The sequence below is a fragment of the Psychrobacter sp. bablab_jr014 genome, assembly GCF_016464015.1.
Lineage (GTDB): Bacteria > Pseudomonadota > Gammaproteobacteria > Pseudomonadales > Moraxellaceae > Psychrobacter.
On sequence record NZ_JACDXT010000049.1, the window covers coordinates 24,395 to 36,512 of the forward strand.

A 12,118-nucleotide genomic window follows, 5' to 3' on the forward strand; every position below is an offset into this window, starting at 1 on the left:
CTGCGGCTTACTGATATAAAAGTACATTAACGTACTATGGCTTCACATCATATAAGCTCGCCCCTAGAAACATAAATTCATTTAAGTCATATCCATATACAAAGACAGCATAAATTTTCATAAAGAAAGTTAGGTAGCCTATGGCATAGACAAAATATAGAGGCGTTTGCATATTTATATAGATGTGGGCGTCTCGATATAGCGATTGCGATTATAAGCGGTATGCGCCACACGCTTTGCTATCTTAACATCAAACACTTGAGGTTTTTATGACATCATCAGTAGACCAATTGGTACCACCCCATGGCAGCGACACGCTAAAGCCACTATTGCTGACAGGCGCTGAGCGCGACGAGGCATTAGCAGCTGCGAAAAACTTGCCACAGATCACTCTAAGCTCACGCGAGCGCGGCGATTTGATTATGCTGGGTATCGGTGGTTTTACCCCGCTTGATGGCTTTATGAATAAAGCTGATTGGCAAGGGGTCGTTGATGAGATGCGCCTAAAAACAGGCGACAATGCAGGCTTGTTTTGGCCGATTCCGATTACCTTATCTGCACCAAAAGACATTGCCGATACGCTAAACGCCAATGACAAAGTGGCGCTCGTTGCCCAAGACGGCGAAATCATGGGCGTCTTGACGGTCGAAGAAACCTACACTATCGACAAAGAACACGAGTGCCAGCAAGTCTTTACCACCACCGACCCTGAGCACCCAGGCGTTCAGCAAGTCTTAAACCAAGACGATGTGAACGTTGCAGGTAGCGTCCAAGTCCTAAGCGAAGGCGAGTTCCCAACACTGTATCCTGAGATTTATAAAACGCCTGCGCAAACGCGTGAAATTTTTGCCGATAAAAACTGGAAAACCGTTGCTGCATTCCAAACACGTAACCCGATGCACCGCTCACACGAGTACCTTGCTAAAATCGCCATCGAAATCTGTGACGGCGTCTTGGTACACTCGCTGCTTGGCGCATTAAAACCTGGTGATATTCCTGCCGAAGTCCGTCAAGACGCGATTAAAACCTTGATTGATAACTATTTTAAGAAGGACACTGTTATTCAGGCAGGCTATCCGCTCGATATGCGTTATGCAGGTCCTCGCGAAGCCTTATTACACGCGCTGTTCCGTCAAAACTACGGCTGTAGCCACCTTATCGTAGGTCGTGACCACGCAGGTGTGGGCGATTACTACGGCGCGTTTGACGCCCAGACCATCTTTGATGAGATTGACAAAGACGCTCTGATTACCCAGCCCCTAAAAATCGACTGGACGTTCTGGTGTAATGCCTGTGGCGCGATGGCATCGAGCAAAACTTGCCCGCACGACGCCGAGCATCACGTTAAGGTATCGGGCACCAAGCTGCGTAAAGCGCTATCAGAAGACCTTGACGTGCCTGACAACTTCAGCCGTCCTGAAGTACTAGAGATTTTACGTGCTTATTACGGCAGCATCGCTCGTGAAGAGCGCGCTGAGGTCAAGCTAACGGGCGCCTCTGCGGTGTAGATCCAGCGCGTCAGCATAAAACATCAACGCGATATCAAAACTAAAAAGGTGCCATACAATGAGTCTGGCACCTTTTTTATTGCTAGTATCCTTTCTAGTATCTCTCACCGCAGTTAGCGTGATCTATCAAAACTCTAAATCTTCTACCAGCTTTTGATACTCTCCCGCAAGTGAGCCACCGCCTGAGCAAAAATAATTCAGCGCATATTTATCTGGGCTATCAATCGTCAGCATATTGTCTTTAAATTGAAAAAAGACGGTGCTGTCATTTGCTTGCGCCTCAAAAATCGTACCGTGTGCCGCGTCTTGTCCCCTTAATGTCGCCTTACCATCAAACTGACAAGTCTGTTTTTTGATATCGCTACGTGAGCGAACTTTTATATCGATTTGTCGATCACTCTCTGCACGTACCATCACGCCAACCCAGTCATATCCTTGTGCACGTTTGTCATAATCTGTAGAAGCATAATCGCCAGAAATATCGTCTTTTATAACATCACTGATAACGTCCACTGGAGTTGGGTGAACCGCTACCGCACGGTGCGTAGAATCTTTCACTGTGGGTATCACGCTATGACAACCCGTTAAAACAGCTAGGCTAGTGACCATCGTAGTGGCCATCAATGTTAGTGCTGCAGCAGAGTGAAAGCGATGGGACAAAAGAATCATAAAAAGGCCTTCGGTCAAATAAAACAGTCAAATAAATACAGCATTAGTGCTGAGAGTATCCTATAAAAGGATGGTACAGCCTAGATAAATGATAGTCTACTTAATAAATCTGCCTGTACTGATTTACCTCTCGTTTCTCATAATTTCCTAAGAGCATATGCTAAGTGCTTATGCCAACATCAAGACTTGATAAGCGGATTCGTCACTAAGCATCATCAATAGCAGCTGTTAGTATGACGATATTGACGGATACGCAAGTTTTGTTTGCTCGTCTTATTCATAGCCCAATTATTGAGATAGCCCATGACACAGCCAACAATAACAACAAAATCATGCACCCTAAAGCCAAACGCATGGCATATCAAACTGGCAACTGCCGTGGCAAGCACATTGGTATTAAGCGCCTGTAACCAAGCGACTTCTAACCAGTCACCCACCGAAATCGGTGACGACGTGCGTCTATTAAATGTCTCCTATGATGTGTCGCGTGACTTTTATAAAGACTACAACACGTTATTTGCCAAAGACTACAAAGCGGCGCACCCTGACAGTAAGGTGCATATCAACCAGTCGCACGGTGGCTCTAGTAAACAGGCCTTGTCCGTAGCCAACGGCTTGCAAGCAGACGTGGTCACCTTAAACCAAAACACCGATATTAATCTGTTGGTGAAAAAAGGCTTGGTTGACGCCGACTGGCAACAAGCTTTTCCGAACAATGCCGTGCCGTATACCAGCACTATGGTTTTACTGGTGCGTAAGGACAATCCCAAGCAAATCAAAGACTGGCAAGACTTGGCACGTACCGATGTAAAAGTGGTCATGCCGAACCCAAAAACCAGTGGCACCGCGCGTTATGCGTTCTTAGGGGCTTATGGCTACGGTCTGCATACGTTTAATGAGGACGCACACAGCGAACACGCCAAGACCGACAGCTACATGCAAAAGCTGCTTGGCAATGTCGTGACCTATGACAATGGCTCACGCGCGGCGACCACCAGCTTTTTGCAACGTGACTTGGGCGATGTACTCATCACCACTGAAAACGAAGCGCATTTGGTCGCAAGTCAGTATGGCAAAGGGCAGGTTGAGCTGATTTATCCAAGCTACTCGATTTTGATTAGTAATCCCGTCGCCATTGTCACAGGCGTGACACAAAAAAATGGCAACACCAAAGCGGCGAAAGCGTATTTGGACGCCTTATGGCAAGATGATGCGCAGGTGCTGATGGCAGAAATGTATCTGCGCCCAAGCAATGCGCAAATTTTAGCTAAGCATAAAGATACCTTGCCAGCCATCACTACCTTTATGCCAACGGAAGTGTTTGGCTCTTGGGAAACCATTATGGATACGTTCTTTGTTGACGGTGGTCGCTTTGATAGCTTAGCGCAAAGTAAAGCACCGCAGTCTTAAAGTAACTCTAAAGCGTCTTAATAAAATTATGACGCTTTAGAGAAAACAGTGATAAACCGTAAATACAAGTGCTTTTTGAATAACGGGCTATGGCATATCGAAATGGCCTTATTATTCCTTTTTGGCAGTAACATACGCATATTCGTCATTAAACATAATAAGCCAGCGCTGTTAGCATACTGGCATAACTCGATTTTCCTAAACCACTTTTATTATTCTCTGAGGTCTTTATGCCATCATTTGCATCTTCTGCGTCTTATACCATCAAAGCTCGGCACATTTTGGGTGTGGCAGGTATTGCCATGACTGTGGGTTTGGTAGGGTGCAGCAATAATGAGCAGGCAGGTGGGGCAGAGGGCGACGCTGCCTCAGGTGATGCGCAAAACATCGAGCTACTAAACGTCTCGTATGACGTGGCGCGTGACTTTTATAAAGATTACAACCCCATGTTCGTTGAGCATTACAAAGCCGAGCACCCTGATGCCAATGTCAACATCAAGCAGTCGCATGGCGGCTCAAGTAAACAAGCGCTATCGGTAGCGAACGGTTTACAAGCGGACGTGGCGACCATGAACCAAGGCTCAGACATTGAGCTTTTAGAGAAAAAAGGCTTGGTTGCTAGCGACTGGGAGTCAAAATTCCCTGATAACGCCGTACCTTTTACCAGTACCATCGTCTTTTTGGTGCGTAAAGACAACCCCAAACAAATCAACGATTGGCAGGACTTGACCAAGGCAGGTACAGAAATCGTCATGGCCAACCCAAAGGTGACGGGTAACGGTCGCTATGCCTTCTTAGGCGCGTATGGCTACGGTCTACATGCGTTTAATAACGAAGAAGCGCCCGCTAAAGACTACGTCAAATCGCTGCTTAAAAACGTTAAAGTGTATGAAAACGGCGGACGTGCAGCGACCACGACCTTTGTCCAGCGCGGTATTGGTGATGTGCTGATTACCTTTGAAAACGAAGCCAATCTAGCGGCCAATCAGTTTGGCGCAGGTCAAGTAGACATCGTGTATCCAAAATACTCGATTAAGTCAGAAAGCCCAGTAGCGGTGGTCAATACCGTGACTGATAAAAAAGGTACCACTGAAGCGGCGACTGAGTATCTGAACTATTTATGGAGCGAGCCTGCCCAGCAGTTGGCCGCAGACTTGTACTTACGCCCAAGCGTGGCAAGCGTGCTTGAGAAAAACAGCGACAAACTGCCACCTGTTGAGACGTTCCGCCCGAACGATACCTTTGGGTCGTGGGATGAGATCATGAGCACCTACTTTAGCGATGGCGGTGTCTTTGATCAATTGGCGGTCAACGCGCCACAATAAGTCAGACCCACGCGGTCAACTGCGAAATAAGGACATGGTGATACTGTGTCCTTATCTGTTTTCATCCTTAACTTAACGACAATAATAAAAGTAGTGCCAACCCATCGGTAACAGGACATCACTATGCGTGCAACCACTTCTACTGCCAACAAACGCTCTTGGCTCACACGTTTGCGACAGCGCAACGTACTGCCAGGCTTTGGGCTGAGCATGGGTATTACCGTGTTTAGCTTGTCTTTATTGGTGGTGCTGCCCTTTGCCATGATGGCGTATACCACGACGCAAATGGGCTGGACAGGGTTTTGGGAGACCATCACCCAGCCGCAAGTCACCGCCGCGATTAAGCTTAGCCTATGGATGTCATTTTTGGCGATGCTGACCAATATGGTGTTCGGTACGCTCGTGGCGTGGGTGCTGGTGCGTTATGAGTTTTGGGGCAAGTCCATTATCAATGCCTTAGTCGATTTACCTTTTGCCTTGCCAACGGCGGTAACGGGCATTTCACTCGCCACACTGTATGCGCCTAATGGCCTGATTGGTCAATGGTTTGAGCAGTTTGGCATCAAGGTTGCCTTTACGCCATTAGGCATTTGGCTTGCGCTGGTGGTGGTCAGCTTTCCCTTTATCGTGCGTGCAGTGCAGCCCGTCCTTGCTGAGCTGTCGGTGGAGTTTGAAGAGGCAGCAGCGGTACTGGGCGCAAATCGCTTAACCACGTTTAATAAAGTCATTTTGCCTGAGTTGTTCCCCGCGCTCTTGATGGGCGCGGGCATGATGTTTGCGCGCGCGACAGGTGAGTACGGTTCGGTTATTTTCATCGCAGGTAACATTCCGATGCAGTCGGAGATTTTACCGCTGATTATTATCAGTAAGCTTGAGCAGTTTGATATTCAGGGCGCGTCTGCGGTGGCGCTGTTTATGTTGATGATCTCCTTTGTAATTTTGCTCAGCATCAATATTATGCAGTGGCGATTGTCACGCCGCGTAGGAGCACGCTAAGATGCAAGTATCTAATAGCTATAACTATCAAAACAACGCCGCGACCAAAGATCCCTCATGGGTGCGCGGGCTGTTTATTGGCATTGCCGTACTGTTCATGGTGGTCATGCTGGTCGTTCCGCTACTGGCGGTGTTTTATGAAGCCTTTAAAAGCGGTTGGGAGCTGTATATTGCCTCGCTCGTCGAGCCTGAAGCGCTGCAAGCCATTAAATTAACTTTGCTGACCGCTGCGATTGTGTTACCGATTAATATGATTATTGGTATTGCCATTGCGTGGCTGGTGACACGCTACAACTTTAAAGGCAAGCAGCTGGTCACGACCTTGCTGGATTTGCCATTTTCAGTGTCGCCTGTGGTGGCAGGTCTGATGTTTGTGCTGCTCTTTGGTCTCAATTCCGCCGTCGGTGGTCTTTTGGAAAACATGGGCATTCAGATTATCTTTGCCGTGCCAGGGATTGTGCTGGCCACCTTGTTTGTGACGTTCCCTTTTGTGGCGCGTGAGCTGATTCCGCTGATGCAAACCCAAGGCGACTCTGAGGAGCAAGCAGCATTGACCCTAGGCGCAAATGGTTGGCAGACCTTTTGGCATGTGACCTTGCCCAATATCAAATGGGCGCTCTTGTACGGTTTGATTTTGACCAATGCGCGCGCGATGGGCGAGTTCGGGGCAGTCAGTGTGGTGTCAGGGCACATCCGCGGTGAGACCAATACCATGCCGCTACTGGTCGAGATTGCCTATAACGAATACAACTTTACCGCCGCATTTGCGCTCTCGAGTATTTTGGCGGCGCTTGCTTTGGTGACGCTACTGGTGCAGCAAATCATGACCAAATTACAGTCGCGCAAATTTGCAAAATCTGAGCGCTTGGCAGCCGCGCCACTGCGCCTTGCCAGCAAAGACACCGCTGCAGAAGCAGGGGCAGTAGAGGCAGCAGAAAACACGGATACGGCAAAAACGACAAAAAACGCCCGTTCACCGTCTTAACGAGTTACCTATTTAAAGAGCCATTTTTATGAGTATTGAGATTCGTAATGTAAATAAGCAGTTCGGTGACTTTACAGCGCTTGATGATATCAGCATCAGTGTCCCGACAGGCAAGCTGACCACGCTTTTGGGCCCCTCGGGCTGTGGTAAAACCACCTTGCTGCGTATCATCGCAGGGCTTGAGTACGCTGACTCAGGGCACATCTTATTCGATGACATTGATGTCACGCATGTGCCTGTACAAAAACGCCATATCGGTTTTATGTTTCAGCACTATGCCTTATTCCGTCATAAAAATATCGCCGATAACGTCGCCTTTGGCTTAAACTTATTGCCCAAAGACAAGCGCCCAAGCAAGGCCGATATTCAAAAGCGCGTCAACGAATTGCTAGAGCTGGTACAGCTGCCACACGTCGCCAATGCTTATCCGCATCAGCTTTCAGGCGGTCAGCGTCAGCGCATTGCGCTGGCACGTGCGCTCGCGGTCAAACCCAAGCTGTTGCTACTTGATGAACCGTTTGGCGCGCTCGATGCCAAAGTGCGTAAAGAGCTGCGTACGTGGCTTAAAAACATTCACCACGAGCTGGGCATCACCAGTATTATGGTGACGCATGACCAAGAAGAGGCGCACGCGGTGTCTGATGAGATTGTGATTATGAATCATGGTATCGTCGAGCAAGTGGGTACGTCAAAGGAGCTAATGACCAATCCTGCCAGCCCGTTTGTTAGTGAGTTTTTGGACTTAGCGTAAGTGTATCACTCTAAGACACAATAAGACCTGCCATCTGGCGGGTCTTTTTTTATGCCTTTTTTTTAAAAAAATAACAAGAACAGTGCTCATAAATCAACGTCTAGCGACCTTGAAAAATTGCAGTACAAGCGATAAGTCACGGATAATTATGTAAAAGTTATTGTAAATAGTAATAATTATCGTTATTATATCTGGCATTGACGTAATCGTTAGCCAAACAGCAGGAGCCATCCATGTACGTATGTATCTGCAACAGCGTGAAAGAAAAGCAAATCCAAGCCGCCATCGCTTCAGGAGTCGATACTCTGGACGGGCTCAAGGACACTTTGGATGTGGCAACATGCTGTGGCTGCTGCGAACCGATGGTCAATGACTACCTTGATGAGCACCATGCCAAGCTGGATGAGCTGGCCTACGCTGTATAATATGCAGCAATGCGGTATCAATCGGCCTACCGCAAAGACCAACTTCCATAAATCAACTCTCGCGCCATATCGGTATTGTAAATATCGTTATCCAGCATTCAGATACAATCCTTAACTTGTTATGGCGCGTGGCATGTTATATAACTGTTTTCTACTGCCCTGACTTGCTCTGTAAATGACTCTGTCAGTTACGCTTTGCTAAAAGACCCTCGTCTTTTTGGCATCTCCCTTCTTTTGCTTCTTTTAAAATACTCATTACATTAGACGCATTATCATGCCGAGCTAATTATAGTTCTCAACTTGCATTTCATTCTTAGTTCATAATATTACATGACCTATCTGAGTCGTGTGCTATCCTATGCGATATATCTTATTGTTATAGATAAGTGCGCACATGCTGCAAGGTGGCATCGCACTTGTTTGAGTGATTTTGCATAATGAAGGAGCACCCGCGATGAAAGGCAATCAAAAAGTTATAGAGTATTTAAACTTCTTACTCGGTGGTGAACTGGCAGCCCGTGACCAGTATTTTATCCACTCTGAAATGTATGCTGAATGGCACTATGGCAAGCTCTACGACCGCATCCATCACGAGATGAATGATGAAACCTTGCACGCCCAAGCCATCATCCGCCGTATCTTGATGCTTGGCGGCACACCGAAAATGACGGTGGATGACATTCACGTAGGCAGCACCGTACCTGAAATGCTCCAATTGGATTTAGATTTAGAATACGCGGTGCAAACGCATCTAAAAGAAGGCATCGCCATCTGCGAAGACGTGCGCGACTATGTGACCCGTGACATGTTGGTTGAGCAGCTTAAAGACACCGAAGAAGACCACGCGCATTGGCTTGAGCAGCAACTGCGTCTGATTGATATGGTCGGTCTGCCCAATTATCTACAAAGCCAAATGGCGGAAGTGTCGCCTGATTTGGTTTAATAGCAAACGCTGTTGCTCATCACTCATATTGCGTGCCACTGACGATATGTTTACAGGCACGCACCCATTATAAAAACAAGGAAACCGACTATGAAAGGGGATAAAGAAGTCATCCGCGCCTTAAATAAGGTTTTGGGTCAGTCATTGATTGCCATTAACCAGTATTTTTTGCACGCACGTGTCGCCCGTCACTGGGGTCTAGAGGCTTTGAACGATGGTTTTTATAAGCAGTCTATCTATGAGATGAAATGGTCTGATGACCTGATTGCACGTATTTTATTGCTTGGTGGTCTGCCCAATTTGCAAGAGCTGGGTAAGCTGTATATCGGTGAAGATGTACCTGAAATCATTGACTGTAACTTGCGCTTAGAGCAGCAAAAATTTGATATCATTGCCGATGCCATCGCTTTATGTGAAGAAAAGCGCGACTATGTATCACGCGAGCTATTGAACAAGCTCAAAGACGGTAATGAAGAGTACGATGACTGGTTAGAAACGCAGCAAGACCTCATCCGTGACGTTGGTGTGCAAAACTACATCCAATCGCAAATGGATGACCACGAATAAGCATCATTAGTGCTGTGGTAAAAACAGTCTAAAACATAAAAAGCCCAGTGTGATGATATACGCTGGGCTTTTTTATGGCTCTAGGGCGTGTGCCCATTTAGTCATAAACGCTTGAATTAGGGACACGCCCTAATATAAGCCCTCACCATCATTGGGCTTTAGACGCAAAAAGCCCAACCCTGCGACAATCGTCCATGCGCCGAGCAGCCAATAGGTCATCTGAAAAGCCTGCTGCGTGTCTACACCAAAGCGCTCACGTAGGACATTCAGCACCGCCGCACCGAACGCAATGCCAAGACCAATCGCCATCTGCTGATTGACGGCCATTAAACTGTTGCCACTGCTGGTTTGCGCACCTTCTAAATCGCCAATGGTCAACGTGTTCATCGCGCTAAACTGAATGGAGTTACACAGACCAATCACAATAAGTAGCGGAATCATCGCCCAAATATACATATTGGCAGCGAATTGTCCCAGACAAATAATACAGATACCGAGTAGGGAGGTGTTCCAAACCAGCACTTTACGATAGCTAAAGTACTGGATAATGCGGCTGACAAAGGGTTTGACACCAAACGCGCCCGCCGCAATCGGCACCAGCAGCCAACCTGCCTGTGAGGGCGAGTAGCCAAACACCACCTGCAACAATAAAGGCAGTAAAAAGGGCACAGCACTGATGCCGATACGCGTTGATAAATTGCCCACGATGCCGATACGAAAGGTCGGGACGTTAAACAGCTGTAACGGGAATAAAGGCGCATCGCGGCGTTTGGCATGCCAGACATAACCCCCAAGCGACACCGCAGCGAGCAGCGCTAAAACGACAGCGCTTGAGCCGTGCCCTGATTTGGAGGCAAATTCTACCGCTAAGGTAAGTACGCTTGCCCCTGCGGCAAACAAGAAAAATCCAGACCAATCAAAGCGCTGTCCTGCTTCGAACAAATCAGGAATCAAGGTTTTACCAATCCAAAAGCCCAAAATCCCCATCGGAATGTTAATCAAAAATATCCAGTGCCAGCTGGCATACTCGACCAAATAGCCCCCGAGTAGTGGGCCAATGAGTGGCGCAACCAAGGCAGGCACGACCGCAAAGTTCATGACGGTCAGCAGTTGATTGCGTGGATAGGATTTAACTAGGATTAAACGGCCAACAGGCGTGAGCATCGCCCCACCAATCCCCTGTATGACGCGCGAACCGACCAAAAAAGACAAACTGCTGGCTATCGCACACAGTAAAGAGCCAATACAAAAGATGACAATCGCGGTCAAAAACACCCGCCGCGTACCGTATTTGTCTGCCAAAAAGCCGCTAATCGGAATAAAAATCGCCAGCGTCAGCGCGTAGCTGATAACCGTCCATTGCATTTTTAGTGGCGATTCATCCAGTGCCACTGCCATTTGTGGTAATGCGGTATTTAAAATAGTGGCATCTAAAATCTGCATAAACAGCGCCACTGCCAGTACATAAGGGAGGTATTTTTGTTGCGCTGGACTCAAAGTGACCATGAATTACGTCCATATCAAATTTACATCGCTCATGATAGGCGGTTATTACATAAAAGAACAACCAATGACACGATAACGCTGTACTTTCTATACGCGCCGATATAGTAATGTGGCAAATATTAGCCTCTAATAACGGTACAACGCAGTCTTTACTTAGCATACGTACAAATACAATAAACCATAAGGAACACTCATGTCCCAAGAAAACACCTACACACCACCAAAAGTATGGACAGCCGACAAAGAAAACGGCGGAAAATTTGCCAAAACCAATGCGCCGACCGCTGGCGCACGTCATGAACAAAAGCTGCCCAAAGGCGATGCCCCCTTACAACTGTATTCGCTAAACACCCCAAATGGCGTTAAAGTCAATATCTTGCTCGAAGAGCTGGCTGATTGCGGGGTAACGGGCGCTGATTATGACGCCTACAAGATTGATATTGGTGAGGGCGACCAGTTTGGCTCAGGCTTTGTTGAGATTAATCCGAACTCAAAAATCCCTGCTTTGGTTGATTACTCAGCAGAAGAACCCGTAACTCTGTTTGAATCGGGTGCTATCTTGCTGTATTTGGCAGAAAAGTACGGCAAGTTTGTCCCCACAGGGCTTGGGCAGGCGCGTGCCGACTGTCTGTCTTGGGTAATGTGGCAAATGGGCGCTGCGCCTTATTTGGGCGGCGGTTTTGGGCATTTTTATGCCTATGCACCAGAACCGATGGAGTATCCTATCAATCGCTTTGCGATGGAAACCAAACGCCAGTTGGACGTCTTGGATAAGCATTTAGCAAACAGTGAGTATATGTGCGGCGATGGCGCAGACAACTATACCATCGCAGATATTATCATTTGGGCATGGTATGGACAGCTGGCACTGGGCAAACTGTATGACGATGCGGCAACCTTCTTACAGGTAGAGAGCTATACCCATGTTCAGCGCTGGGCGACAATGATTGCTGAGCGTCCTGCGGTCAAGCGAGCGGTTGATTTAGCGTTACAGCCGATTAAATAGCGATAATAGTGATAAAAAACCCATCTG

The 12,118-nt window shown here is 47.5% G+C and carries 11 protein-coding genes and 1 pseudogene; 10 read left to right on the forward strand and 2 right to left on the reverse strand.

Translation table 11 applies throughout. The features are described 5' to 3' along the window. Positions 1–269: 269 nt before the first annotated feature. Positions 270–1,508: a sulfate adenylyltransferase gene (sat, locus tag JIE71_RS10990; protein ID WP_199508760.1), complete on the forward strand. Its 1,239-nt coding sequence runs from the start codon at positions 270–272 to the stop codon at positions 1,506–1,508. Between the two features lie 126 nt (positions 1,509–1,634). Here sat and JIE71_RS10995 read toward each other — a convergent pair whose 3' ends face one another. After that, positions 1,635–2,177: a hypothetical protein gene (locus JIE71_RS10995; RefSeq protein WP_228284656.1), complete on the reverse strand. Its 543-nt coding sequence runs from the start codon at positions 2,175–2,177 to the stop codon at positions 1,635–1,637. 303 nt (positions 2,178–2,480) lie between these two features. Between JIE71_RS10995 and JIE71_RS11000 the strand changes: the two genes are divergently transcribed. From JIE71_RS11000 to bfr (JIE71_RS11035), 8 genes and pseudogenes are all read left to right on the forward strand, one after another. Continuing rightward, complete coding sequence (locus JIE71_RS11000; protein WP_199508761.1) at positions 2,481–3,587, forward strand: sulfate ABC transporter substrate-binding protein; 1,107 nt, start codon at positions 2,481–2,483, stop codon at positions 3,585–3,587. 230 nt (positions 3,588–3,817) lie between these two features. Continuing rightward, positions 3,818–4,912 carry a sulfate ABC transporter substrate-binding protein gene (locus tag JIE71_RS11005; RefSeq protein ID WP_199508762.1) on the forward strand — a complete coding sequence of 365 codons (1,095 nt, stop codon included), beginning with the start codon at positions 3,818–3,820 and terminating at the stop codon, positions 4,910–4,912. Positions 4,913–5,035: 123 nt separating this feature from the next. Then, the gene (cysT, locus tag JIE71_RS11010) at positions 5,036–5,908 is read left to right on the forward strand and encodes a sulfate ABC transporter permease subunit CysT (RefSeq protein WP_199508763.1); all 873 of its coding nucleotides are present in this window, start codon (positions 5,036–5,038) and stop codon (positions 5,906–5,908) included. 1 nt (position 5,909) lies between these two features. Continuing rightward, complete coding sequence (cysW, locus tag JIE71_RS11015; RefSeq protein ID WP_199508764.1) at positions 5,910–6,893, forward strand: sulfate ABC transporter permease subunit CysW; 984 nt, start codon at positions 5,910–5,912, stop codon at positions 6,891–6,893. A gap of 28 nt (positions 6,894–6,921) precedes the next feature. Next, positions 6,922–7,641, forward strand: a pseudogene (locus JIE71_RS11020) (sulfate/molybdate ABC transporter ATP-binding protein); the annotation flags it as partial. 236 nt (positions 7,642–7,877) lie between these two features. After that, a complete protein-coding gene (locus JIE71_RS11025) occupies positions 7,878–8,069 on the forward strand; it encodes a (2Fe-2S)-binding protein (RefSeq protein ID WP_199508766.1) in 192 nt (63 codons plus the stop codon). A 454-nt stretch (positions 8,070–8,523) separates the two neighbouring features. Beyond that, positions 8,524–9,012 (forward strand): bacterioferritin, encoded by a 489-nt coding sequence (gene bfr / locus JIE71_RS11030; RefSeq protein WP_199508767.1) that lies wholly within the window; start codon positions 8,524–8,526, stop codon positions 9,010–9,012. A 90-nt stretch (positions 9,013–9,102) separates the two neighbouring features. Then, entirely contained in the window at positions 9,103–9,579 is a 477-nt protein-coding gene (gene bfr, locus JIE71_RS11035) for a bacterioferritin (protein WP_199508768.1), read from the forward strand. Between the two features lie 129 nt (positions 9,580–9,708). On the opposite strand, the gene JIE71_RS11040 is transcribed toward bfr (JIE71_RS11035), so the two are convergent. Further along, complete coding sequence (locus JIE71_RS11040; protein ID WP_199508769.1) at positions 9,709–11,085, reverse strand: DHA2 family efflux MFS transporter permease subunit; 1,377 nt, start codon at positions 11,083–11,085, stop codon at positions 9,709–9,711. 193 nt (positions 11,086–11,278) lie between these two features. Here JIE71_RS11040 and yghU point away from each other — a divergent pair, with 193 nt between their 5' ends. Next, on the forward strand, positions 11,279–12,091 hold the full coding sequence (gene yghU / locus JIE71_RS11045) for a glutathione-dependent disulfide-bond oxidoreductase (RefSeq protein ID WP_199508770.1): 813 nt from the start codon (positions 11,279–11,281) through the stop codon (positions 12,089–12,091). Positions 12,092–12,118 lie beyond the last annotated feature (27 nt).